The organism is Lelliottia jeotgali, from assembly GCF_977070485.1.
Genome location: NZ_CDRVFO010000003.1, coordinates 1 through 25,751 on the forward strand (window position 1 = coordinate 1; position 25,751 = coordinate 25,751).

Below are 25,751 nucleotides of genomic sequence, written 5' to 3' on the forward strand. Positions count from 1 at the left end.
TCCGGGCAGAAGACGGGACTACGTCGTTTAACGAAGCGAGGTTGCCCGGAAATTCGCCGATTGCTGCATAACGCCTCAATGTCAGCCAGCCGCTCGGCGGCCTGGAAAGAGACGTACGAACACTATCGAAACAAGGGCAAGGCCACGACTGAAGCGCTGGTGATCTTGTCGCGCAAGCTCGCCCGGGTTGCATTTGCCCTGATGAAGAAGAAGGAGGAATACGTAAGCAGAACGGCCTAAAGACCGTTGTTTTCAACCATAGAATCTCCCACAGGTACCCCGCTGCTCTCAAGCTCAGCGCAAACCCAGTGGGAGCCGGCTTGCCGGCGATCATCGGCGAAGCCGGTGCCATGGACTAACCTGCTGGCAAGCGAATCATGAACTGTGCACCACCCAGGGCCGACTGCGCCACCGTCAGCGTACCACCCTGCCCCTCGATGGCTCGCCGGCTGATCGCCAGCCCCAGGCCGAACCCACCAGTATTGCGATCCCGGCTGCGGTCCAGGCGATAAAAAGGCTGGAAAATCCGCTCACGCTCTTCGACCGGAATGCCGATACCGTCATCCTCGACCGTCAACAGGCAAGCACCGTCCTCTTCCAGACGCAAACGCAGCAGCAGGCTCTGATCGCAATAGCGCATGCCATTGCGCACCAGGTTCTGCACCGCGCGGGCCGTGAGGCGCGGGTCAAGCACGAAGCGCGGTAGAGAACCGTCGGCGCGCACCTCCCACTCAATGCCACGGCTGTCGAGCTCTTCGGCAAAGCTGCCGAGCACACTGTCGACCAGCTCCAGCAACGACACCTCGACCCGCTCACGGGCTTGGTCGGCGTTATACAGCCGGCTGTAGGACAGCAGTTCGAGCACCAGCTCATCCAGCTCGCGTACATGCCCGACCAGCTCCAGCAGGCGCTTGCGACTGGTGGGCGGCACTTCGTCAAACAACAGCACCAGGCCGAAGTCCAAGCGGGTTAGCGGCGTGCGCAGCTCATGGGAGACAGCGTTGAGCAGCTCACGCTGCTGATTGACGTGGCGCTCCAGGTCGCTGGCCATGGTGTCGAATACACCGGCCAGTTCACCGATGTTCGAATGCGGGGAAATATGCGTGCGCTCGGCCATCTGCCCCTGGCCCAGGCGCCTGGCCGTTTCCTTGAGGCGCTCAAGGTCGCGCCAGTGCGGCCACACCCACAGCAGCAGGCAGCCGAGCATTGCGGCGCCGATCAGCACGGTTACGCCCCAGGACAGCACGTTGATGTCCAGCGGGTCCGGTGGCGAGTGCAGGCTCACCAGCCAGCCCTCTTCCAGCGGCGCCAGCACCGTTTCGTAGTAGCCCCACTCGCCGATACGCACTGCGTACAGCCCATGCGCCAGACGTGCCTGCTCCTGCGTGCTCAAGCTGGCCTGATCGGTACGCAGCAGGGTCACCTGCAGCGGCGCGAACGCCTCGGCCAGCTCCTGTTCCACCGCAGGCCATTGCTCACGCGGGGCCTGGCGGAACTGGCGCACGATCAGCGACTGCACGCCTTTGGCCTGGTCCAGGTTATAGGCCACGAAGCGGTCATGGAACAGGCCGACGATGGCGTCAGGGATCAACAGCAGCGCACCGGCGTAGGCGACGATGATCACCAGGTACAGGCGCACCAGAATTTTCAGCATGCTGCTTCAGCACTCCCATTCGACGCGGCTGAACAGGTAACCCTTGCCCCATACGGTCTTGATCTTGCGCGCTTCGCCGGCGCTGTCGTCAAACTTGCGCCGCAGCTTGGAAATGGCCACGTCCACGGAGCGGTCGGTGCCATTGAACTCAATGCCGCGCAGTTGCTGAAGGATGCGGTCACGGCTGAGCACTTCCCCGGCATTGCGCGCCAGCACCACGAGCAGGTTGTATTCACCGCTGGACAGTTCGACCTCTTCCCCGCGCCAACTGACCAGGCGCTCGGCCAGGTCGATGCGCAAGCCACCGACCAGGATCTGCTCGCTGTCCAGCCGCGGCTCATGGACGCTGCTGCGGCGCAGCAAGGTTCGCACCCGTGCCAGCAGCACCCGCGGTTCACACGGTTTGGTCACGTAGTCGTCGGCGCCCATCTCCAGCCCCAAGACCTGGTCGTGGCTGTCGTCACGGGCCGTCAGCATCAGGATCGGCAGGCTCTGGGACTCCTGGCGCAGCAGGCGGCACACCTGCAGGCCGTCGATACCCGGTAGCATCAGATCAAGGATGACCAGGTCGGGTTTGTCTTGCCGGAACGCTTCCAGAACATGGTCGCCCCGGGCGATCACCCGCACATGGAAGTCGTTGCGTTGCAGGTAGCTGGCGATCAATTCAGACAGCGCGCTGTCGTCTTCTACCAGGAGAATGTTTGGCATAGGGCTTGGTATGAGTTGAGGAAGGCCAACACAGGCATGTAGCGGCAAGAATATAGAATCCCCACGAGTGCAGGATTTTTCTTCACACTTTTTCACACACGTCCTACAGGTATTAACAGGCAGCCGCGCCCCGCCTGCCTTAGCATACGGCCGGTCATCATCGGAAGGTCCGTATGCCTAACATCCTTATCCATCGCCTGCGCCCCGTGCCGCTCGTGGCGCTTCTGGCCATGTTCCTGGTCGGCTGCAACGACACCGAAGAGCAGGACACCCAGGCCCCCGTACCCCAGGTGCGGGTGGAAACCCTGAAGCTCCAGCCTCTGGCCATCAGCACGGAGCTCAGCGGGCGCATTCTCGCCCCGCGTACCGCCGAAGTGCGCGCGCGGGTGGCGGGCGTGGTGCTCAAGCGGGTCTACCGCGAAGGCAGCGACGTCAAGCAAGGCGACGTGCTGTTTCTGATCGACCCGGCACCGTTCAAGGCCGACCACGATAGCGCCCGTGCCACACTGGCCAAAGCCCAGGCCAACCTGTATCAGGCACGCTTGCAGGAGCAGCGCTACCGCGAACTGGTCGACGACAAGGCCGTCAGCCGCCAGGAGTACGACAATGCCCGCGCGGCCTTCCTGCAGGCCGACGCCGAAGTGGCCGCAGCCAAGGCTGCGCTTGAACGGGCGCGCCTGAACCTGGGTTACGCCACGGTAACCGCACCGATCTCCGGGCGCATCGGCCGCGCCCTGGTCACCGAAGGCGCGCTGGTGGGGCAGAACGAGACCACGCCACTGGCAACCATCCAGCAGCTGGACCCGATCCACGCCGACGTCACCCAGTCGACCCGCGAGCTCAACACCCTGCGCCGTGCGCTACGCGCTGGCGAGTTGCAGCAGGCAGGCAACGGGGAGGCAAGCGCCACGTTGATCCAGGATGACGGCACTGCCTACCCGTTACCCGGCAAACTGCTGTTTTCGGACATCAGCGTCGACCCGAGCACCAACCAGATAACCCTGCGCAGCGAGTTCCCCAACCCTGATCTGGACCTGCTGCCCGGCAGCTACGTGCGCGTGCGCCTGGAGCAGGCCGTACAGCCCAAAGGCATCAGCGTGCCGCAGCGCGCAATCCTGCGTGACAGCGCTGGAGTGCCGAAAGTGCTGGTGGTCGACGCGCAGGCGCGCATCAGCGAGCGCCAAGTGGTACTGGGCAACGCCCAGGGCGACCGCTGGATCGTCAATGAAGGCCTGGCCGCTGGCGAACGTGTAGTGGTCGAGGGCCTGCAGCATGTCAAGGCCGGTGACCAGGTCCTGGTCGACACTGCCCAGCGCAGCCAACCCATCGCCCAGCACAACGGCCAGTGAGGGCCTGACCCATGCCGCAATTCTTCATCGACCGCCCGGTATTTGCCTGGGTGGTCGCGCTGTTCATCCTGCTGGCCGGGGCCCTGGCCATCCCGCAACTGCCGGTGGCCCAATACCCCAACGTGGCCCCGCCGCAGGTGGAAATCTATGCCGTGTACCCGGGGGCGTCCGCAGCCACCATGGACGAGAGCGTGGTCAGCCTGATCGAGCAGGAGCTCAACGGTGCCGACAACCTGTTGTACTTCGAATCGCAGAGCAGCCTGGGCAGCGCCACCATTACCGCCACCTTCGAGCCGGGGACCCACCCGGATCTGGCCCAGGTCGACGTGCAAAACCGCCTCAAGGTGGTCGAGTCGCGCTTGCCGCGCCCGGTGACCCAGCAGGGCCTGCAGGTGGAAAAAGTGTCCACCGGTTTTCTGCTGCTCGGCACCCTGACCTCTGAAGACGGCAGCCTTGATGAAACCGCCCTGTCGGATATCCTTGCCCGCAACGTGATGAACGAAATCCGCCGTCTCAAGGGCGTAGGCAAAGCCCAGCTTTACGGTTCCGAGCGTGCCATGCGGATCTGGATCGACCCTGGCAAGCTGATCGGTTTCAGCCTCACTCCCAACGATGTGGCCAATGCCATCGCCGCACAAAACGCCCAGGTGGCTCCCGGCAGCATCGGCGACCTGCCTGCCCGCAGCACCCAGGAGATCACCGCCAATGTGGTGGTCAAGGGCCAGCTGAGCACGCCGGAAGAATTTTCCGCCATTGTGCTGCGGGCCAACCCGGACGGCTCAACGGTGACCATCGGCGATGTGGCGCGGGTCGAGATCGGCGCCCAGGAATACCAGTACGGCACACGCCTGAACGGCAAGCCGGCCAGCGCCTTCAGCGTGCAGTTGGCACCGGGGGCCAACGCCATGGAAACGGCCACGCTGGTACGGGCGAAGATGCAGGAGCTGTCGGTTTATTTCCCGGAGGGAGTCAAGTACGACATCCCCTATGACACCTCGCCGTTCGTCAAGGTCTCCATCCAGCAGGTCATCAGCACCCTGTTCGAGGCCATGCTGCTGGTTTTCGCCGTGATGTTCCTGTTCCTGCAGAACCTGCGCTACACGTTGATCCCGACCCTGGTGGTGCCGGTGGCGCTGATGGGTACCTTCGCCGTGATGCTGGCGCTGGGCTTTTCGGTCAATGTGCTGACACTGTTCGGCATGGTCCTGGCCATCGGCATTCTGGTCGACGATGCCATCGTGGTGGTGGAGAACGTCGAGCGGATCATGGCCGAGGAAGGCTTGCCGCCGAAGGAGGCAACGCGCAAGGCGATGGGCCAGATCAGCGGCGCCATCATCGGCATCACCCTGGTGCTGGTGGCGGTGTTCCTGCCCATGGCCTTCATGAAAGGCTCTGTCGGGGTGATCTACCAGCAGTTCTCGCTGTCGATGGCCGTGTCGATCCTGTTCTCGGCGTTTCTGGCCCTGAGCCTGACCCCTGCCCTGTGCGCCACCCTGCTCACGCCGCTGGCCAAGGGCGAACACCACGAACGCAAGGGCTTCTTCGGCTGGTTCAACCGCAATTTCGAACGCATGAGCAGCGGCTATGAGCGCTGGGTGGTGCAGGCCCTCAAGCGCAGCGGCCGCTACCTGCTGGTGTATGGCGTGCTGCTGGCAGTGCTCGGCTACGGCTTCAGCCAGTTGCCCACGGCATTCCTGCCCACTGAAGACCAGGGCTACACCATCACCGACATCCAGCTGCCACCAGGTGCCAGCCGCATGCGTACCGAGCAGGTAGCCGCACAGATCGAGGCGCACAATGCCCAGGAGCCCGGGGTGGGCAACACCACGGTGATTCTCGGTTTCAGCTTCTCCGGTAGCGGGCAGAATGCGGCGCTGACCTTCACCACCCTGAAGGACTGGTCCGAACGCGGCGCTGACGACAGCGCCCAGTCGATTGCCGACCGCGCCAACGCTGCATTCTCCCGGATCCGCGATGCGGTAGCGTTCTCTGTGCTGCCGCCGCCCATCGACGGCCTGGGAGAGTCCACCGGTTTCGAGTTGCGCCTGCAGGACCGTGGTGGCATGGGCCATGCCGCGCTGATGGCGGCGCGTGACGAACTGCTGGCTGGCGCCGGGAAAAGCAAGGTCTTGGTAAACGTGCGCGAAGCTTCGCTGGCCGAAAGCCCGCAGGTACAGCTGGAAATCGACCGCCGCCAGGCCAATGCATTGGGCATATCGTTCGCCGACATTGGCGCGGTGCTGGACACCGCCGTAGGCTCCAACTACGTCAACGACTTCCCCAACCAGGGCCGCATGCAGCGGGTGGTGGTGCAGGCCGAAGGCGACCAGCGCAGCCAGGTCGAGGACCTGCTGAAGATCCACGTGCGCAACAGCAGCGGCAAGATGGTGCCACTAGGCGCGTTCGTACAGGCCAAATGGGTCAGTGGCCCTGTGCAATTGACCCGCTACAACGGCTACCCGGCCGTGTCGATTTCCGGTGAGCCGGCGGCCGGTTATAGCTCGGGCGAGGCCATGGCTGAAGTCGAGCGTCTGGTCGCGCAATTACCGGCCGGGGCCGGCCTGGAATGGACCGGCTTGTCATTGCAGGAGCGCCTGTCCGGCAGCCAGGCACCGCTGTTGATGGCGCTGTCACTGCTGGTGGTGTTCCTGTGCCTGGCGGCGCTGTACGAAAGCTGGTCGATCCCCACCGCAGTGCTGCTAGTGGTACCGCTCGGCGTGCTCGGCGCAGTGCTGGCGGTGACCCTGCGCGGCATGCCCAACGATGTGTTCTTTAAGGTCGGCCTGATCACCCTGATCGGCTTGTCGGCGAAGAACGCCATCCTCATCATCGAATTCGCCAAAAGCCTGGTGGACCAGGGCGTGGATGCCGTCGACGCCGCCGTGCAGGCCGCCCGCCTGCGCCTGCGGCCGATCGTGATGACCTCGCTGGCGTTCATCCTCGGCGTGGTGCCACTGGCCATCGCCACCGGCGCCAGCTCGGCGAGCCAGCAGGCGATCGGCACCGGGGTGATCGGCGGGATGCTCAGCGCCACATTGGCGGTGGTGTTCGTGCCGGTGTTCTTTGTAGTGGTGATGCGTTTGGCGCAGCGCCGTGACAAGCGGAACGCGGTCGACGCTAAACATGTAGTCGTGTGATAAAACCACGCGAGGTCTGGCCTGCATGACTGGCAACAATGTCAGGCCAGACCTTGCACTATCCGCGGCTCGCAAACCCGTGGGTGTTAAACGGCACGCTGCAATGAAGCAACCCATGCGCTTGAAACTCGCTATGTTAATATTGCTTGCATCGGTGGAGGCCCTGAAATGAAACAAGCTCACGATATCAGTATCAGAAGCCAAATCCAGGAACTCGCAAAGCAGCATGGCGTGACTGGCGGCAAGGATCGTTTCAGCGACTTGGCTAGCACGATTACCCGGCTCTCTGGTGATGTCGTTGCACTCGATACCATCGAGAGAATGCTCGTGTCCCTCAAGAAGCAAGGCATTTTGACCAAGCAGCAGATTCTGCAGCTGGAAGCCAGTTACCTGCGCGAACAATCGTGTTCTGGCAGCGGACGTAACCTCAGCGCATGATTTTCGACCCCTTTGATGACTATGAGTCCGCAGGCTACCTGCGTAATGCTTTCAAGTTCAAAGACCCCGAACAAATCAAGAAAATGGAGCATCTGGCCTTCGAGGCAAGCCTCGAGGAGGCCATTGCCCTGCTCGCTGCGCCCACGCGCATTACCTATGAAACCCTGCTTGAACTGCATGCACTGCTGTTCTCCGACTTCTATCCCTGGGCCGGCAGGGACCGCGCCGAAGTTGCGCCCAGGCTCGCGGTATTCAAGGGAACCGACTCCGACCCACGCCACACAGCGTTTTGCCCTCCTGATCAGATCAGGCATTGGGCCTCCCACGCCTTGAGACTTGGTCAGGATAGCGAGCGTTTCAGACAGCAACCCGGGGAAGTGCTTGGCTTGCTCGCCGATGCCCACCCTTTTCTGGATGGTAATGGTCGGGCCATCCTGCTGGTGTTCATGGAGCTTTGCCACAGGGCCGGGTTCGCCATTGATTGGTCTCGAACGACCAAAGAACAATACCTGACCGCCTTGAGCGCTGAGATCAACCAACCCTCCAAAGGCCATCTCGACCATTACCTGAAACCCTTCGTGATAGAGGTTTCAGACAGAAGCCAGTGGCCAGAAATCCTTGGCACAATCAAAGGACTTGATGGCCTGGACAAGGAAAACATCAGGTACGAAAGCCTGGATGACCCCGAGGTGCAGAAGCATTACACAGCTTATCGAGCGGTACCGATGCCTCTCCTATCTATCCTGATCCTCGCCGGCGGTCGCGGCCAGCGCATGGGCGGTCGTGATAAAGGGCTGGTGAGATGGCGTGACGAACCGCTTGTGGCGCATGTGCAGCAAGTGGTGCGGGCACTGAGTGACGATGTGGTGATCTCCTGCAATCGCAACCAGGACCTTTATCGGCCGTTTGCCGATCAACTGGTGTGCGACGCCGAGGCAGACTTCCCTGGGCCAATGGCCGGGGTGATCGCCGGGCTGACAGCGGCCAAGCATGAATGGGTAGTGGTGCTGGCTTGTGATGCGCCACTGATTGAGCGAGGGTTGATCGAGGATTTGCTGCAGTTGGCAGTGGCCAATGACTGTGCGGCCATGGTGCGTCAGGGTGAGTATTGGCAACCGATGTTCAGCGTGCTGCCGCGCAGGCTGCTGCCGCTGCTGAAGCAGGCCTGGGCGGCTGGAGAGCGGAGCTTGCAGAAGGCCCTGTTGCTGGGGCCGGTGCAGGCCCTGGAATGCCCCGAAGGTGACCCACGCTTGAGCAATTTCAACAGCCCTGAGCTGTTGCAGGGCTGAGCCATTGCCAACCGCACCAATCCTGTCGCCGGCAAGCCGGCTCCTGCGGGTGCCACCAATGCCTTGAGAGCGGTGGGTACCTGTGGGAGCCGGCTTGCCGGCGATAGAGTCATCATTGAGCAAATCATTGCTCAGGCAGCGACTCGATACTGATCTCGCGCATCCTGAATTTCTGTACCTTGCCGGTCACGGTCATGGGGAATTCATCGACGAAACGGAAGTACCTGGGCACCTTGAAATGCGCGATCCGCGCCCTCGCCCACTCGCGCAACTCGTCTGAAGCGACCTGATGCCCCGGGTGCAACCGCACCCAGGCGACGATCTCCTCGCCATACTTGCTGCACGGCACACCGATCACCTGCACGTCGGCCACAGCCGGGTGGGTAAAGAAGAACTCCTCAAGCTCACGTGGGTAAATGTTCTCGCCCCCGCGGATGATCATGTCTTTGCTGCGCCCGACGATGCGCACATACCCCTGCTCGTCCATCACGGCCAGGTCACCGGTGTGCATCCAGCCCTCGCCATCGATGCTCTCGGCGGTGGCCTCGGGATTGTTCCAGTAGCCCAGCATCACGCTGTAGCCACGGGTGCACAGCTCACCTATATCGCCCCGCGGTACGGTATTGCCGTCGGCATCGATCACCTTGCTTTCAAGCCGTGGCTGAGTGCGGCCGACGCTGGTCACGCGGCGCTCCAAATCGTCGTTGGCGCCGGTCTGCAGCGATACCGGGCTGGTCTCGGTCATCCCGTAGGCAATCTGCACCTGGGCCATGTGCATCTCGTCGATCACTCGGCGCATCACTTCGATAGGGCACGTGGCGCCGGCCATGATCCCGGTGCGCAGGCTCGACAGGTCGAAGGCACCGCGCTGCGGGTGGTCCAGTTCTGCGATGAACATGGTCGGCACGCCATACAGTGCGGTGGCCTTTTCCTCGGCTACGGCCCGCAAGGTGGCCAACGGATCAAAGGCATCGTTGGGGTAGATCAGGGTGGTGCCGTGGGTCATGCAGCCAAGGTTGGCCATGACCATGCCAAAACAGTGGTACAACGGCACCGGTACGACGAGGCGATCGTGCTCGGTCAACCCCAGGCTTTCGCCGACCATGTAGCCGTTGTTGAGGATGTTGCTGTGGCTGAGTGTGGCGCCCTTGGGGAAGCCGGTGGTGCCCGAGGTGTACTGGATATTGATCGGGTCACCAGGCTGCAATTGTGCCTGGCGCTCGGCCAGAGCTTGAGCACTCACGGCGTCGGCACGGGCCTGCAGGTCATGCCAGGCAAGCAGGCCTGACGGTGGCGCAATGGCAAGGCTCACTACCCCGCGCAGTTCCGGGAAGCGCTCACAGGCCAATGCGCCGGGCTGGCTGTTCGCCAGCTCCGGGATCAGGCCCAGCAACATGGCGTGGTAGTCGCACGTCTTGAAAGCATCGGCGCAGATCACCCACCGACAGCCCGACTGTCCCAGAGCGTACTCCAGCTCGGTTGCGCGGTAAGCCGGGTTGATATTGACCAGGATCGCGCCGACCTTGGCACTGGCGAACTGGGTGATGCACCACTCGGCGCAATTGGGTGCCCAGATGCCCACGCGCTCACCCGGTTGCACGCCCAGGGCCATGAGCGCACGGGCGTGCCGGTCGACGGCGTCGGCCAGTTGCTGCCAGGTGTAGCGCAGGGCCTGGTGACGCACGACCAGCGCCTCGCGGTCGGGGAAGCGGTTGACAGTGGCGTCGAAAGCGTCACCGATGCATTGGCTAAGCAAGGCCTTGCCCAGGTCGCCCTGGCTGTAGCTTGGCTGGGTCATGGGTGCTCTCTTGTTATTCTTGTGGTGGTGGAACCGGCCCAGTCGCCGGTTTTGCCGGCAACTGGGCCAACACAAACTACCTGACAAATACCTGCGGCGTGGTAGTGGACATGTCCCCGCCCGGCAACTTGATGTTCTTCACCTTCTCGAGTGTTTGAGGGTCGAATACCGCCAGGTCATTGAACGTGCCACCCAAGTACAACTTGTCGCCCTTCTTGTCGAAGGTCACACAGTAGTAAGTGTGCTCAAGGTTAGCCGCCTTGATCAGCTTGCGCTCCTTGATATCGTACCGCGCCAGGCGGTTGAGCACGCCATACATCTGGTTCGGGTCCTTTGGCGAGCGCAGGCCGGTGAAGTACAGCTCGGTCAGGTCAGCGAACTCCTGCGTGTGAGTCTTGCCTGTCTTGAGATCCACACTCAGGTAGCCGTACAGCAGCTCGGCGGTAGTGGGGTCCTGCTTGTCGTCCTTGAACCTGGCAATGGTGTAGAGCATCGAGAACTCATGGCGCGGGCTTTGGTGCGGCCAGAAGTACAGCACATCAGGTGCGCTGTAGCCTTTGCGGTTCCAGGTGCGCAAGGGCAGCGCCACCTCGTACTTGCCGGTTTTGACGTCCATCTTGTATATATCCGGCCCGGCCACGAACAGGCTGCCGTCGTCGGCGGCGCGCATCAGGTACACCTGGCGCGGCATCGGGAAGGTGCGCACCGGCTTGGCGTCGACACCATCGGCGGTACGGAACACTTCCAGGCGCGGCGGCTTGACCACGTAGTGGTCGTTCAGGCGCTGGCTGGGGTTGACCGTGGCATACACCTCTTTGCCGTCAGGGCTGATGGCAAACGAGTACATCGACTTGCCGACTTCGCCGGGCACGCTGGACAGGTTAGCGTGGAAGGTGGTCTTGCAGGTGTCCAGGTCGATGCCGTAGATGTCCGCGTAGTGGTTGTTGAGCACATAGGCGGTGCGGTTGTCCGGCGCCATCATCGCGGTGCCAGGGCCGAACGCATCCGGCATGCGGCAGCTCTTGTACAGCGTGTCGCTGGCTACATCGACCACGTGCAGGTTGTTCGGGTAGTTGGTGGCGATCAGGTATTCCTTGCCGGCCTTGAGGGCGGGCCCGGTATCATCGGCCTGTACCGCCCAGGTGCAGGCCGTGGCGGCGACGGTGAGCGCGAGCTGCGCGCAAAGTCCAGGTTTCATGCGGTTTCCCCTTGTCATTCTTGTTGGGCCGGTCATTTGTCTTTCGGGAACACGGTGCCGAGGTTGCGCCAGTCATCCTGGGAGTTGGTCGCCTGGGCGTTCCAGTCCTGGTAGGTGCTCATCATGTCCGGCACCTGGGCCGGCCACCAGCAAGGGTCGGAGCAGCCATACAGGTCGGCTTCCATCGGCTGGCACAGCGAGCTGACACCACCAAAGGCGTCGACTTCCCAGCCTGGGTCGGTGGTGGCGGTGCACCCGGCTACCGCGCTCATGGCCATGACTTCTTCGACGCGATCTTCGGCGGCGGCCTGCTCAAGGATGCGCGCCTTGTTGTTGAGGGGCTTCAAGTGCTTCATGTCAGTGCGCCTTCCGCGGGGTAATGTAGCGATCGATGAAGGCCGGGTTGGCGGCCATGATGCGGCTGTAGACCTCGATGCCGAAGTCGACCCAATCGCGCATCAGCTCGCAATAGTGGTAGGTCGGGTGCTGCGGGTCGCCGTAGCGTGCGTAGCTCTCGTGGTAGCAGCCGCCGGAGCACAGGTTGCGGATGCGGCAGCTCTCACAACCGGTGTTGCTGCGGTCCAGACGCTGGGACAGGAAGTCATTGAGCTGCGCCTGCTTGACGCCCTGGTGCACGTTGCCGAAGGTCGGCAGGCTAGAGCCGGTGAAGCGGTGGCAAAGGTTCAGCTCTCCCTCGTGGTCCACCGCCAGCATCTTCAACCCGGCGCCGCACGGCAGGGCTTTCTTGTGACCCTCGTGAATGTCGGTGATCAGCTGGTGCAAGTTGGAGAAGCCGATGTTGCGGTGCTCCAGGGCGGCTTCCAGGTAACGGCGGCCCAGCGCCTTCATGTTGGCGAAGACTTCGACCAGCTCATCGCCGGTGAGGTTGAAGTCGGCCATGTCGCCGGAGGTGACCGGGGCGAAGCCGACTTCAGCGAACCCCATCTCGTTGAACAAGTGGTTCCAGATGGTCTCGACATCGGTGATGCCGCGGGTCAGGGTCACCCGCGCGCCGACCGGGCGGCTGGTGTAGCGCGACAGCAGCATGTCGGCCTTGCGCCGCACCACGTCATAGGTGCCCTGCCCGCCCACGGTGATGCGGTTGCGGTCGTGCACGGTCTTGGGTCCGTCGATGCTCACCGAGAGGCCGAAGCGGTGGGCGTTCAGCCAGTCGACGGTCTCTTCGGTGAGCAGCGTGGCGTTGGTGGTCATGATGAACTCCACCTGCTTGCCCGCCTCGGCGAAGCGCCGCTCGCAGTAGGCCACCATGTGCTCGATCAGCGGCCGGTTGGACAACGGCTCGCCGCCGAAGAACACCACGCTGTAGCGCTGTTCGTCGGGGGACTCCTTGAGCAGCATCTCCACCGAAGCTTCGGCAGTGGCCGTGCTCATCTTCTTGCCGGCGGACGGTTTGTCCAAGTCTTCCTTGTAGCAGTAGGTGCAGCTCAGGTTGCAGCCGGTGTTGACGTTCAGCACCACGGTGTTGAGTGCGGTGCGCTCGACCTGCTTGAGGGCGATTTCCGGGGTCAGCGGCGAGCCGTCACTGACCAGCTCCAGGGCGATCAGCTCGCGCAGGGTTTCCTGGATGTCCTGGCCGGCGAACCGCTGGCCGAGACGCTGGGTCAGCTCCTCGGCGCTGCAACCTTGCTGGCGCAGGGTGTCGATGATGCCGCCGGTCACCGCATCGGCGGCGAACAGCGAACTGCTGGGGATATGGAACAGCATGCGGTCGGCGTCGACCTGCACTTCGTGCAGGTTACGCTCGACCAGGTTCAGTAGTGCGCCCATGGCGACCTCCGAGTAATCGATCCGTTAGATATGCGCCTGGCAACCGGCCCTTAAGGCAAAGGCGGGTTGTTCCAGCGCTGAACAGTAACGATCATGTGCCCCTCGCCCGTCTGGCCGCCGTCAGCCAGGGTGGCGATCACTTTCAGGTTGCCGGCGTTGTTGGTCATCATCTTGCGCGCCGGGTTCGGCCCCGCGCCGCCTGGCACGAACACTCCGTCGGCCTGCATCTGTCCGGCGAACTTGACGTCTTCGTCTTCGACCGCCCGCTCGTTGAACGGCTCGACCTTCCAGGTCGCCGGCAGATAGCCGATGCGCAGCGGCTGGCCGCTGGCGTCCTTGCCCCAGGCTTCGGCCTCGAAGCGGCCCTGGACTTTCGGCACCGAGGCGCCGTTTCCGCCGATACGGGCGATGGAAAACGCCGGTACCACCTTCACTTCCTCGACCTTGTCGTACACCGCCAGCTTGACGCCCTTCAGCGCGCCCACCGCCACTTCACGCTGCCCTGGCTTAGCGTCGGCCGCAGCGCGCGCCTTGACCCGCACCAGGGTGGGGGTCTGTTCCAGCACTTCGGTCACTTCGACACCTGCGCCCAGGTCCGGCTTACCGTCCAGGCCGGTGCCCACCAGGCTGATCTCGCTTTCGCCGCCGGCCTTGATGAACTGCGGTTGCACCGCCAGCAAGCGTGCCTTGCCCTCCTTCACTGCGGTGAAGTCAAGCCCGCGCTCATCATGATCGGCTTCATACATGCGGCCTTTCATCTCGCCATCGAGTGCCGCGAAAACCTGGCGCAGGCTGGCCTCGCCGATCTTGACATTGCCGCGCCACTCGTAGCCGTTGTAGAGGATCGCCGAGCCGCTGCCGTTGAACGGCGTGCCGTCGGCGTAGATACCTTTGACGTCGACCTTGAAGGTATCGCCCTGGTCGGGGCTGACGGTCATCACCCCACGCACATCGCCCTTGGCGAGCATATGGCCGCTGAAAGCCCACTGCCCCGGCAAAGTATCGGCCTTGGGCTTGGCCTTCTGCCATTCAGCCCAAGCCGGGCTTTCCAGCGGGAAGCGCTTGGCCAGCTCCGGTACCACCTGTTTCAGGGCGATGTCCAGCCAATTACGGTCGCGGGCCTGGGCCTGGTATTCCAGCGACGGCCATTGGCTGAGGTGGAAGTTGACCAAGTGCTCCCATTCCTGCGCCGGACGGCGCTGCAGGGCCACGCGGGCACCGGAGTGGCAGCGGCCGCAGGTTTCGCTGAGCTGGGTGTCGAAATGCTCGACGGTATTGAGGCGGCGCTCCATGGCGTAGCGCACGCCGTCGGTTTCGCTCGGCGCCAGGCCTTGCTGGTCGGCCAGGTACTTGACCAGGGTGCGGCGGTCGTCGTCACTGATCTGCAGGCCGTGCATCACCTGCATGCGGGCGATGCTCATCAGCCAACCCTCGGGCGTCTTGCGCTGATGGCTGATGCGGCTGTAGGTATCGTTGCCCTCGGGGATATGGCACCCCATGCACTTGTTCTGCAACAGGGTCGCACCCTGCTCGGCCGCCATGGCCTGGGTGCCCAGCAGTGCGGCGGCGACAAGCGCCAGTTTGCCCGCATGCCGCCGGAGTCGAGTCGTCTTCAAGGTCAGACCTCCACGGTTGTTGTTCTTATCGTTTTCGCACGCTTTGGTACAGCAGGTGTGCATGTGGCAGTTGTGATACAGAAACTGTGCCACATGCTGATAAATCTTTGTATTTCAGTCTTTTAGTCGGTTTCCTGGACCGCCAGCGCGGTACTGGGGGCGAGTTGGACCGTGCCATTTCGCGACAGGCTGTATCAACATGAGACAGGGCCAGTTGTGCAGGCCATCGCTGGCACGCCAGCGCCCGCAACTCCCCCGGAGTTCTCTAGACCTGCCGGAGCCGGCTTGCCAGCGATGGAGCCACCCAGACACTGTTTCACCACCGTCTCACACCGTCTCAAAGTGCAACAGCGCAGCCACGCAATCGCCAACCTGCGCCTTGGCAAACCCAAGGCGGCTCAAGCGTTTGCGCCTGTTGAGGCTACTTGGCACGCCCATTGCGCCAATGCCCGGCACATCCAATGACAAGAGGCACCGCCCCATGCTTTCCGAACTGCCCATCCTGCCCGTCACCCGCGCCTTCCTCGAGCGCAAGCTGAAGATGCGCATCGGCGCCGACTGGCAGGACGCCGCCTGCGGTCGCACCCTATCGTTCCGCAACCCGGCCACCGGTGAAGTTCTCGGCGAAGTGCCCGCCGCCGAGCAGGAGGACGTCGACCGCGCCGTACGCGCCGCCCGCCAGGCCTTCGACGACTCGCCCTGGAGCCGCATGCGCCCGCGCGAGCGGCAGAACCTGCTGTGGCGCCTGGCCGACCTGATGGAGCGAGATGCGCAGCAGCTGGCCGAACTGGAGTGCTTGAACAACGGCAAGAGCGCCGTCGTGGCCAAGGTCATGGACGTGCAATTGGCCATCGACTTCCTGCGCTACATGGCGGGTTGGGCCACCAAGATCGAGGGTAGCACCGTCGAGGCCTCAATGCCGTTGATGCCCAATGACCAGTTCCATGGTTTCGTGCGCCGCGAAGCGGTGGGCGTGGTGGGCGCCATCGTCGCCTGGAACTTCCCGCTGCTACTGGCCTGCTGGAAGCTCGGCCCGGCCCTGGCCACCGGCTGCACCGTGGTGCTCAAGCCTGCCGACGAAACCCCGCTGACCGCGCTCAAGCTCGCCGAACTGGTGGACGAAGCCGGCTACCCGGCCGGTGTGCTCAACGTCATCACCGGCACCGGCCTCAATGCCGGCGCGGCGCTGAGCCGCCACCCCGGCGTGGACAAGCTGACCTTCACCGGCTCCACCGAAGTGGGCAAGCTGATCGGCAAGGCGGCGATGGAGAACATGACCCGGGTCACCCTCGAACTGGGCGGCAAGTCACCGACCATCGTGATGCCCGACGCCGACCTGCAACAAGCCGCCGCCGGCGCCGCCACGGCGATCTTCTTCAACCAGGGCCAGGTGTGCTGCGCGGGTTCGCGCCTGTACGTGCACCGTAAGCACTTCGACAACGTGGTAGCCGACATCGCCGGCATCGCCAATGGCATGAAGCTGGGCAGCGGCCTGGACCCGGCCGTGCAGATGGGCCCGCTGATCTCGGCCAAGCAGCAGGACCGTGTTACCGGCTACATCAAGCTCGGCCGCGAGCTGGGCGCGACCATTGCTTGCGGTGGTGAAGGCTTTGGCCCGGGCTATTTCGTCAAGCCGACGGTGATCGTCGACGTCGACCAGCGCCATCGCCTGGTGCAGGAAGAAATCTTCGGCCCAGTGCTGGTAGCGATGCCGTTCGATGACCTCGACCAAGTGATCGGCATGGCCAACGACAACCCCTACGGCCTGGGTGCCAGCATCTGGTCCAACGACCTGGCTGCGGTGCACCGGATGATCCCGCGCATCAAGTCGGGCTCGGTATGGGTCAACTGCCACAGTGCGCTGGATCCGGCCCTGCCGTTCGGGGGCTACAAGATGTCGGGCGTTGGCCGTGAGATGGGCGCGGCCGCTATCGAGCATTACACCGAGCTGAAGTCGGTGCTGATCAGGCTCTGACTTTGCACCTGTACCGGCCTTGGGACCTGCGCACTCCCTGTTTGGGGTTCACCCGCGAACGGGTCGGTACAAGCAACACCAGACCACAACAAGAAAAACATGGAGCACACCATGAAACACAAACTCGCCTGCACTTTGGCATTGCTGCTCACTACCCCCTTCACCCAGGCCCGCGAGCTCTACAACCACAACGGCACCACCCTCAACGCCGACCTCGAAGCCCTGTTCGGCGTCTTCCACAGCGATGAGAGCTACAACCAGGCCGGTAACCGCCAGCCCGGCAGCAGCGACTGGCGCGAGGGCTACGTCAAGTACGGCCTGAGCGGCAGCCAGACGCTGGCCGACAGCGGCGACCTGTACGGGGCCTTCAGCCTGGTCAGTTCGGCCACCTGGGGCGATGGCGATGCCGCCGGCCTGACCCTCGGCGACGAGCGCCGCACGGCCATCGAAGACCTGTATCTGGGCTGGCGTTCGGCCAATCTGTTCCCGGCGCTGGGCGAAAATGGTGTGGACCTCTCCGGCGGCCGTCAGGTGGTGACCCTAGGTGACGGCTTCCTGATCCAGGGCGATCCGGTCAACCTTGGCAACGTCGACCTGGGCGCCAACTTCGACCGTGGCGGCGCCTATTACCTGGCGGCGCGCAAGGCCTTCGACCGCACCGGCGTACTGCGCCTGGGTGGCAAGCAAGGCTGGCGGGGCGACCTGATGTGGCTCAAGTCCGACAACCACTTCCAGGCTGACACGTCGCTGGCGGTGGCCAATATCGAGCATGTCGCCGACGCCGGCACCGTCGGCCTGAGCTGGATCCATGGCCTTGACGTCGACCAGCGCTACGCGCGGATATTGGGCCTGGAACATCGCGACGGCATGGACACGGTCAGCCTGCGCGGGCGTGGCAACCTGGGTGTCGAGGACTTGGAGCTAGCTGGCGAATACGTCACCCAAGACCGCAGCGGCGGACGTGAGAACGCCTGGTACCTGGAGAGTAACTGGACCTTCTCGGAACTGCCCTGGACACCTACCGCCACCTACCGTTACAGCCGTTTCTCGGAAAGTTTCGACCCGTTGTTCTACGGCCTGAGCCGCGGCTACGGCACCTGGTTCCAGGGTGAAGTGGCGGCCAACTATGCCGGGCCATTCAACAGCAACAGCCAGGTGCATCACGTGGCGCTCAAGGCCAAGCCACGGGACGATCTGACGGTCGGGGCGCTGTACTTCGACTTCGATACGCTCGACACCGACCACGGCAACCTGGGTGCAAGGGAGCTGGATGTGTACGTGGAGTGGATGGTCAACGAGCACCTGCTGATCAGCCCGCTGGTGGGGTTCTATAAGCCGGAGCGTAGTGCGGCGAATGGCGGGACGCAGATGGGCAGCCGGGATACCGGTACCTATATGCAGTTGTTGGTCGGGACCTTCTTCTGATCCTGCCTGCTGGGGCTGCTGCGCAGCCCTTTCGCGGTACAAGGCGCTGCTGCCGATGTGGTAGCGCCAATCCCGATGAGCCGCAAAGCGGCCCCAAGCTCTCAACAGTAACCCTGTTCTGCCAGCCAGCGGCGTAACATCGCCTGCTGTACCTGGGGATGACTGCGCAAGGCCTCATCCACTGATTGGCCAGCCTGCAACGCCCGCACCACCTGTGCCAGCTCCACGCCTTGCAAATGCCAAACCCCCAGCGGCTGATCTGCCGTCACCACCACCTCGGCCTCATCCACCAGGCCCTCACGCAACACCGGCCGCCGCGCCACCCGCACCGCCTGCCAATCCGCCGCCAGGTGCAACGGCTGCGCATCCGGCCAAACTTGCCGGCGCGCCCAGAACGGCTGCCCGACGCGGCGCTGCTCCTGACCATAGAAGTCCCGGCCAATCCGGGCAAAGCGCATGAACAGCTGCTCAACACGCTGCTGATGAAACTGCCGCGCCAGCGCCGCCCGCTCGGGCCGGCGCAATAGGGTATTGATCACCACAGGTGCCTGCAATGCCGAAGACAGCGACTGGAAAATCCCATTCCCCGATAGTGGATCAACCGCCATGGCAGCATCGCCCACCCGTATCCAGCCGTCCCCCACGCAGTCGCCCGCGAGAATCGCCGTGCTGCTGCGTGCGTGCACTTGTGCAGGCTCGAACGCCTGTACGCCAAAAAGCTCGGCCGCCAACGCGGAGCCACGGCGGCGCTCGGCGCAGTACTCAGGTAAAGCTGCCTTGCCCGGCAACCCGACAGCATCCAGGGTGATCTGCCAGTAGCAGCGGCCATCGGCGCGCCTGGCCATCCACGCCCAGCCCTCATCCAGGCTCTCCACGGCCGACGCCGGCGCCCCGGGTTCACCCTGCCAGAGGTTCAACAGGCTGACCGTCTCCGGTCCGCGCAAACGGTCTGCGGCCAGCGGTGCCTGACGGCCACGCGCTTCGACCAGGAACTCGGCCTGCAGCACCTGCCCATCGTCCAGGCCGACGCAATGTACGCCCTTGTGCATGACGTCGCGTATACGCCCCTCGATTACCGTCACCCCGGCCCGCTCCAGATCCCGGCGCAGGGCACGGTCGAAGCACTGCCGGTCGAGCAGGAACTCCTGGTTCAGTTGCAGGTGCTGACCGTTCCAGCGCACCTCGCGGGTCGCCGGCATCGCCGCCTCTGCCAAAGCTCCCCCCAGGCCGGCGTTACGCAGACCTTCAAGGACCCGCTGGGATACCCCTTCGAGCGCCGCGAAGCGCCGCCAGTCGCTCACCACGGTCACCGGATAGCCCAGGCGCCGCAGGCCAAGGGCAGTGGCGGTACCTGCCGGGCCTGCGCCCAACACTAGAATGCGCGGTTCAGGCATCCCCTGCCCCTCGCCGCTCGGGGCCTGTGAAACTCGCGTGGGCCTGCAACCAGGCCAGCAGTTGCTGGCGGTCCAGGTCGGGTTGTTGCTGCATGAGGGCGGCGATGCGCCCGGTAACGGCCGCGCAGCCCAGGCTGGCGCCGGCCATGCCAGGTTCGCCGACATGGCCGCCAAAGTCGGCCTGGGCACTGCCTAGCCATGACCACTGGCCCGGTGCGCAGCGGGCATCACCGGTGATGCGAACCACCATTGGGTAGCTGGCCGGATAGACCGCCGCACCCTGTGCGGGGCTCGATGCACACAGCAACAACCCGGCGGCCTGCACCTCGGCACAGGCCTGGCGCAGCACCGCCCGATCCTGCTGCAGCCCAAGGCTTAGGTTGATCAAGGTGGCGCCCTGCTCGGCCAGCCACAACAACGCTGCGGCCACCTGCAAGGCGCTGGTACTGCCTTGCTCGCTGAACACCTGGGCCAGCAGCAGCGGCACCCTGCCAGCTTCGGCTTGCAGGCTAGCCAGCACGGCACTGCCATGCCCCAGGCGGTCCGGCTGCAGCGCGCCTTCGCGCAGCATGCCTTCCTCCAGCCAGAATCGACGTGCGCCGTGCAGCGCCCGGGCTTGTGCCGCCGTGCAGCCACTGTCGATCAGCCCGACCATCACCTTATTGGCCATGCTTGATGGCCTCCTGGGGCAAAACATGCAACTGCCCACCCTGCAGGTGCAGGTGCAAGTCGGCATCGGCCAGGGTCGAAGCGCGGTGGCTGATGAGAATGCGCGTACGGCCGGCGAACAATTCGTCGATCGCGGCGATCACTTCGCGCTCGGTGGCTTCGTCCACCGCCGAGGTGGCTTCGTCCAGTACCAGGATCGATGGTGCCTGGAGCACCGCGCGAGCAATGGCGATCCGTTGCTTCTGGCCACCGGACAATTGCTGGCCGCGCTCGCCGAGCAGGCCATCCAGGCCCATCGGAAGGCTGGCCACCAAGCTTTCCAGGTGCGCCAGGCGCACCACCTGTTCCAGCGCCTCGCGGCTGGCCTGGGGCACGCCGTAGGCGAGGTTCTGCGCCAGGGTGCCACGGAACAGCACGATGTCCTGGCTGACCACCGCGATGCGCTGGCGCACAGCCGCCAGGTCGAGTTCACGCAAGTTCGCGCCGTCCAGCAGGATGCGCCCGGCATCAGGGTCGTAGAAGCGCTGCAGCAGGTCGATCAGGGTCGACTTGCCAACCCCAGAGGCGCCGCTGATCGCGACCTTGAGGCCCCCTGGCAGGCAGGCATCGACAGTGTCGAGCACCGCACCCTGTCGGCCGTCATGGGCAAAGCAAACCGCTTCGAGGCGCAGCTCGCCCGGCCCCTCCGGCATCGGCCTTGGTACAAGCGCCTCATGCACTGCAACGGCTTCCTGCTTGAGCTCCATCACTCGCCCCAGGCTCACCGCCATGCGCTGCACCGCCACATACAGCCCCAACAGGCTCTGCACCGGGCCGACGGCCATGCCCATGTAAGTGGAAAAGGCAATCAGCGCGCCCAGTTGCCAGGTGCCCTGGATCACCCACCAGCCGCCGACCAGAAAGGCACAGGCGCGGCACCACGAGGTCAGCGTGCCAGGGATCGCCTGGGTAAAGAACTCGGTGACCTGCACTTTGAGCAACTGGCGCATGTAGCCTTGACCAAGCTGATCCAGGCGTCCGGCCTCCCGGCCTTGCTGCCCGGCGGCCTGGATGAATTTCATCGCCGGCAGGGTCTCGACCAGGAACGACGAGACATCCGCCGAACGCTCGCGCAGGCTGCGCACCTCGCGCTCGACCTTGCGCCGCATCCAGCGCAGCCACAGCACTTCGACCGGAATCAGCAGCGCCAGCAGCAGCGACAGTTGCCACGACAGCATCAGCATCAGGGCCACCGCGCCGACCAGGCCGATCACCGCGGACACCGCCGAGAACAGCGAGTCCACGGCGAAGCGCTGGATCTCGGCGACGTCGCCATCGAGCCGGGAAAGGATGTCGCCCGTGCGCCGGCGCCCGTAGAACGTCGGCGACAGCCGCTGCAGGTGACGGTAAAGATCGTCGCGCAGAGCAAACAGGATACGCCCGGACAGCCGCGTATGCAGGTAGCGGTTGACGCCGGCCAGCACGGTGCCCAGCAGGCCGGCGGCGATCATGATCGCCGCCATGTGCCAGAGGGTCTGATAATCCTTGGCCAACAGGCCTTCGTCGATCAGCGTTTTTACCAGCCAGGGTTGCGCCAGAGCGAGCAGCGACGCGCCCAGGGACAATCCCAGCAACACACCGATGGCACGCCAGTGCGGGCGCACGAAACCATACAGCCAGGCCAGAGCCTGGCGCATGAGCACCGGATCGCTGGACTCCACCAGCCTCGAGAACAAGCTGCCCATGTCAGCCCCGCAACTGTTTGAGTTTGCGGTACAAGGTCGCCCGGCTGATGCCCAGGGCCTCGGCAGCGGCCGAAACATTGCCGTGATGGCGCGCCAAGGCGTTGCGGATCAGTTCTAGCTCGGTGTCCTTCAAGTTCCCTGAGGGCGCGCTGCCGCTGGCCAGCTCGTCAAGCAGGCAGTCGGTGAGGTGATCGAGGGTCAGCACCTGCTCGCCGTCTTCGCGCATGGCCAGGGCAGTACGCACCACCATTTCCAGCTGGCGGATGTTGCCCGGCCAGTCGAAGCCTGCAAGCAGCGCCGCCAACGCAGGATCCAGGCTCACCGCTTTGGCGCCGGCCTTCTCCAGCAGACCTTCGATGATCAATGCCAGGTCGTCGCGTTCGCGCAGTGCCGGCAGGCGCAGCGACACACCGTTGACCCGGTAGTAGAGGTCTTCACGGAAGTGCTGGTCCTGCACCAGGCGCTTGAGGTCGCGGTGGGTCGCGCAGATCAACGCCACGTCGATCTCCTGCTCGTCGCCCGCCCCCAACGGCGCCACCCGGCGCTCCTGCAGCACACGCAGCAGTCGAGCCTGGAGGGCCAGGGGCATGTCACCGATTTCGTCGAGGAATAGCGTACCGCCATGGGCCTGCATCAGCCGCCCGACCATGCCGCCACGGCGCGAGCCGGTAAAGGCGCCATCGCGGTAGCCGAACAGCTCCGACTCGATCAGCCCTTCGGGAATCGCCGCGCAGTTGACCGCGACAAAGGCCTTGTCGGCCCGAGGACTGGCCTGGTGCAGAGCACGTGCCACTACTTCCTTGCCGGTGCCTGTCTCGCCCAGCAACAGCACTGGCAGGCCATTGCCCAGGCCTTGGCGAGCCATGCGCAGGTTACGCGCCAGACGCGCATCGCCGCCGGCCAAGGCTTCCAGCGCGGGTGATTTGTTGGCCTGGGCCGGCTTACCGGGAGCGCTGGCGCCATTCAAGTGGCTGTGGCGCGGGAGCTGCAAGGCGCGGAAGAAGAACTCGCCCTTGGCCGTCTGCACGCTGCTCACCGCGCCCTGCCAGAGGCGCGCGATGAAGGCCGGTGAGCGTTCGCCCAGCAGGTCGCTGCTGCGCCGCCCGATCAGGCCCTGGCGTGGCACCTGCAGCAGTTGGCAAGCGTTGTCATTGGCGGCCAGCACTTCGCCGTCCAGGCTCAGCGCCAGCAGGCCGTGCCAGGCACTGTTGAGGTATTGCGGGCGGCTGTGAAAGGCCAGCACCATCTGCTCCGGGTGGCACAGGCCGAACATCCGGCTTTCGATGTTGCCGGCGGCCATCATCAGCATCGACAGGCTGTCCTGAGGCTGCGCCATGGCCCCTTCACGGGTGATGTCGAGCACCCCGATCACCTGACCATGCGGGTCACGCAGCGGCACCGACGTGCAGGAGAACGGGCTTAGCCGGTCCAGGTAATGTTCGCCACAGTTGATCAGCGTTGGTCGGCCTTCGACCACGGCGGTGCCGATGGCGTTGGTGCCGCGCAGCGATTCGCTCCAGCAGCTGCCCGGGTGCAGGTCGCGCAGGCCTTCGCGCTCGAGCACATGTTTTTGCCCTTCGATGGCCAGCACATTGGCCTGGGCGTCGCCGAGTATGATGATGCCGGCCTTGCCCTGGCGTGACACCAGGTAGTCCAGCTCGGGGGTCACCGCGTCGACCAGCAGCCTGTTTTGCTCAAGCAGCGTGCGCAAGTCATGGCCTTGTTCCAGGCCCAGGCCGACCTGTTCGCCCTGCAGGCAATCCAGGCCATGGCCAAGGCTGCGCCGCCAGGAAGCGTCGATTTCGTCGCGCAGCATGCCCGGCGGCAGCTCGCCTTCGCTGGCCAGCCTGAGACGGGCCTGCCGTGACTCGTGCAATTGGTGCAGGGGATCCCGGGCGTTTTGTAAGTGTTGTCGCGCCATCTTCTGCTCCGGCAGTGCCCTCTTACGGTGGGGCAACGGGCTTGGGATTTTTCCGCAGTGTGCGTGAGAATTAGCCTGGCGTCACCCCTCCATCCGGGCGTCTTTCGCTTTGCTGGCGCCACCCTGCAAATGCTCATCCCCAATCCCCCAACCCTGGGGAACACAACCCACCTGAAATAACTCACTAAACAGCCCAAACCAAGCTTGAACTCAGCAGAACCGGGGCCTTGAGCCTGTTTCAAAACATTTGGCACGGCTGTTGCCGATGTCCTCCCAGACGCCCCAAGTCCATGGGCCCGTTTGCAGGAGGAATGACTCATGCACCGACCGATACCCACTCCGCTGGCCGTGGCGATTTTCGCCAGCATGCTCCAGCTCCCGGCACAGGCAGCGCTGTATGCCGTCGACACCGGTCCCTATGACCCCGCCAATGGCAACTTTGCCGCCTGGTACCAGGATACGCACGGGCGAACCCTTGACCTGTGCCTGACCAAGACCGTCAGCTCACGTGTTGCCGGCGCCCCGGGGGCACCGGCGTACATGTGTACGCTGCTGCCCACGCCCGGCGTATTCGACGACACCCAACCCATCGTCTTCCCCAGCAACTTCCCCGACGAAGCCTTCTGGTTCACCGCCGACGCCGCCATCGTCGATGCCGCCCGCGGCATCGACCTGAGTTACGGCACGGCAATCGAAGCGGCGTTCGCCGCCGAGGAGCCCGTCGAAGGTGATCAGGTCAGCTTCGCCCGGGTCCGTATCCGCGTCGATGTGCCGACCGCCGGCACCTACATCGTCACGCACCCCTACGGTGTCGACGTGTTCGACGTGCCCGCCGCAGGCGATCGGGCGATCAACATGACCCGCGACATCGGCATCGCCGGCGCCGGTGATTTCAGCGGCGCGCTCAAAGGTGACGTGGGGCCGTTCCTGCGCAGCGTCAACGGCCCCTACTCCGAGGGCAGCGAGCGCTTCATCGGCGACCCGAACCTGGAAGAGCCCGTCACCGGCAGCCCGTACAACACCAACTACGTGCGTATCGAGGGCCCCGGTGGCATCGACCTGCGTACCGAGCTGTTCTCGATCTCCGGCAAGCTCTCCGACGTTGCCCGGCCAACTCCGGTGATGCCACTGCGCAGTACCTATTCGCGGCACACCGAGGACGGCGACCTGCGTGCCCAGCAGGACGTCTTCGTGATGGCTCCGCCGCCTCCGGCCACCGTCACCCTGACCAGCCAGACGCCAAATCTGAGCCTGACCGAAGCCAACAGTACCGGCGCGTGGTATGCCCAGTCAGTCCTCAACCCGCTGTTGCCGGCCTCGCTGACATTGACCGCTGACAACAGTGTGGCGATCCCCACCAGCAGCCTGGCCACCGTCAACCTGCCGTTGACCGACCTGGTGACCATCACCCGTGCCGAATTCAGCCTGGCCAGCGGCCAGTTGACCCTGGTGGCGAGCACCAGTGACGAGACCAGCCCACCGGTCCTCACCGCCCACACCGGCAACGGTGCGCTGATCGGCGACTTGGCTGGCAGCGGTGCGGTGAAGACGTTGAGCACCTCCCTGTCGCCCATCCCGCCGGCCAAGGTGCAGGTCACCAGTGCCAATGGCGGTAGCGACAGCGAAGACGTGGTGCTGGTGCCATGAACAGACAAAGGCTCCGCCTTC

19 protein-coding genes are annotated in these 25,751 nt (G+C 64.2%); 8 read left to right on the plus strand and 11 right to left on the minus strand.

The features are described from left to right. Positions 1-240, plus strand: a 240-nt coding sequence (locus ACW4TB_RS04880; RefSeq protein WP_455842898.1) for a transposase, incomplete at its 5' end; no start/stop codon positions are given. A gap of 115 nt (positions 241-355) precedes the next feature. Here the strand turns inward: ACW4TB_RS04880 and ACW4TB_RS04885 are convergent. Continuing rightward, positions 356-1,654: an ATP-binding protein gene (locus ACW4TB_RS04885; RefSeq protein ID WP_012314785.1), complete on the minus strand. Its 1,299-nt coding sequence runs from the start codon at positions 1,652-1,654 to the stop codon at positions 356-358. 6 nt (positions 1,655-1,660) lie between these two features. Next, on the minus strand, positions 1,661-2,362 hold the full coding sequence (locus ACW4TB_RS04890) for a response regulator transcription factor (protein WP_012314786.1): 702 nt from the start codon (positions 2,360-2,362) through the stop codon (positions 1,661-1,663). 173 nt (positions 2,363-2,535) lie between these two features. Between ACW4TB_RS04890 and ACW4TB_RS04895 the strand changes: the two genes are divergently transcribed. The 4 genes from ACW4TB_RS04895 (at position 2,536) to mobA (ending at position 8,575) form a co-directional block, all read left to right on the plus strand. After that, positions 2,536-3,711 (plus strand): efflux RND transporter periplasmic adaptor subunit, encoded by a 1,176-nt coding sequence (locus tag ACW4TB_RS04895; protein WP_012314787.1) that lies wholly within the window; start codon positions 2,536-2,538, stop codon positions 3,709-3,711. An 11-nt stretch (positions 3,712-3,722) separates the two neighbouring features. Next, positions 3,723-6,848, plus strand: coding sequence for an efflux RND transporter permease subunit (locus tag ACW4TB_RS04900; RefSeq protein ID WP_254465916.1), 3,126 nt, complete (start codon positions 3,723-3,725; stop codon positions 6,846-6,848). Positions 6,849-7,016: 168 nt separating this feature from the next. Then, positions 7,017-7,286, plus strand: coding sequence for a hypothetical protein (locus ACW4TB_RS04905; RefSeq protein ID WP_254465917.1), 270 nt, complete (start codon positions 7,017-7,019; stop codon positions 7,284-7,286). Beyond that, positions 7,283-8,575: a molybdenum cofactor guanylyltransferase MobA gene (gene mobA / locus ACW4TB_RS04910; protein WP_012314790.1), complete on the plus strand. Its 1,293-nt coding sequence runs from the start codon at positions 7,283-7,285 to the stop codon at positions 8,573-8,575. The genes ACW4TB_RS04905 and mobA overlap by 4 nt, the downstream gene beginning before the upstream one ends. A gap of 124 nt (positions 8,576-8,699) precedes the next feature. Here the strand turns inward: mobA and ACW4TB_RS04915 are convergent, their stop codons facing one another. The 5 genes from ACW4TB_RS04915 to peaA all read right to left on the minus strand — a co-directional run bounded on the left by ACW4TB_RS04915 (position 8,700) and on the right by peaA (position 14,975). After that, positions 8,700-10,373, minus strand: a complete 1,674-nt coding sequence (locus ACW4TB_RS04915) for a fatty acid CoA ligase family protein (protein ID WP_254465918.1) — start codon at positions 10,371-10,373, stop codon at positions 8,700-8,702. A 76-nt stretch (positions 10,374-10,449) separates the two neighbouring features. Continuing rightward, on the minus strand, positions 10,450-11,571 hold the full coding sequence (gene peaD, locus ACW4TB_RS04920) for a quinohemoprotein amine dehydrogenase subunit beta (protein ID WP_012314792.1): 1,122 nt from the start codon (positions 11,569-11,571) through the stop codon (positions 10,450-10,452). A 32-nt stretch (positions 11,572-11,603) separates the two neighbouring features. Beyond that, positions 11,604-11,927, minus strand: coding sequence for a quinohemoprotein amine dehydrogenase subunit gamma (gene qhpC, locus ACW4TB_RS04925; RefSeq protein WP_008091708.1), 324 nt, complete (start codon positions 11,925-11,927; stop codon positions 11,604-11,606). 1 nt (position 11,928) lies between these two features. After that, complete coding sequence (gene peaB / locus ACW4TB_RS04930; RefSeq protein WP_012314793.1) at positions 11,929-13,359, minus strand: quinohemoprotein amine dehydrogenase maturation protein; 1,431 nt, start codon at positions 13,357-13,359, stop codon at positions 11,929-11,931. A 50-nt stretch (positions 13,360-13,409) separates the two neighbouring features. Continuing rightward, positions 13,410-14,975 (minus strand): quinohemoprotein amine dehydrogenase subunit alpha, encoded by a 1,566-nt coding sequence (gene peaA, locus ACW4TB_RS04935; RefSeq protein ID WP_042112024.1) that lies wholly within the window; start codon positions 14,973-14,975, stop codon positions 13,410-13,412. 481 nt (positions 14,976-15,456) lie between these two features. Here peaA and ACW4TB_RS04940 point away from each other — a divergent pair, with 481 nt between their 5' ends. Next, positions 15,457-16,950, plus strand: a complete 1,494-nt coding sequence (locus tag ACW4TB_RS04940; RefSeq protein WP_279932322.1) for an aldehyde dehydrogenase family protein — start codon at positions 15,457-15,459, stop codon at positions 16,948-16,950. Between the two features lie 111 nt (positions 16,951-17,061). Further along, positions 17,062-18,375 (plus strand): alginate export family protein, encoded by a 1,314-nt coding sequence (locus tag ACW4TB_RS04945; protein WP_254465919.1) that lies wholly within the window; start codon positions 17,062-17,064, stop codon positions 18,373-18,375. A gap of 101 nt (positions 18,376-18,476) precedes the next feature. Here ACW4TB_RS04945 and qhpG read toward each other — a convergent pair whose 3' ends face one another. Genes qhpG through ACW4TB_RS04965 form a run of 4 tightly spaced genes read right to left on the minus strand, consistent with a single transcriptional unit; the run spans position 18,477 to position 24,083 of the window. Continuing rightward, positions 18,477-19,769, minus strand: coding sequence for a flavin-dependent monooxygenase QhpG (gene qhpG, locus ACW4TB_RS04950; RefSeq protein WP_254465920.1), 1,293 nt, complete (start codon positions 19,767-19,769; stop codon positions 18,477-18,479). Beyond that, positions 19,762-20,439 (minus strand): subtilisin-like serine protease QhpE, encoded by a 678-nt coding sequence (gene qhpE / locus ACW4TB_RS04955; RefSeq protein ID WP_012314798.1) that lies wholly within the window; start codon positions 20,437-20,439, stop codon positions 19,762-19,764. Before qhpE ends, qhpG begins: the two co-directional genes overlap by 8 nt. Beyond that, entirely contained in the window at positions 20,429-22,162 is a 1,734-nt protein-coding gene (locus ACW4TB_RS04960; RefSeq protein WP_254465921.1) for an ABC transporter ATP-binding protein, read from the minus strand. Before ACW4TB_RS04960 ends, qhpE begins: the two co-directional genes overlap by 11 nt. A gap of 1 nt (position 22,163) precedes the next feature. Then, positions 22,164-24,083 (minus strand): sigma-54-dependent Fis family transcriptional regulator, encoded by a 1,920-nt coding sequence (locus ACW4TB_RS04965; protein WP_279932319.1) that lies wholly within the window; start codon positions 24,081-24,083, stop codon positions 22,164-22,166. A 318-nt stretch (positions 24,084-24,401) separates the two neighbouring features. Between ACW4TB_RS04965 and ACW4TB_RS04970 the strand changes: the two genes are divergently transcribed. Further along, entirely contained in the window at positions 24,402-25,730 is a 1,329-nt protein-coding gene (locus ACW4TB_RS04970; protein ID WP_279932317.1) for a hypothetical protein, read from the plus strand. The last annotated feature ends 21 nt before the right edge of the window (positions 25,731-25,751 follow it).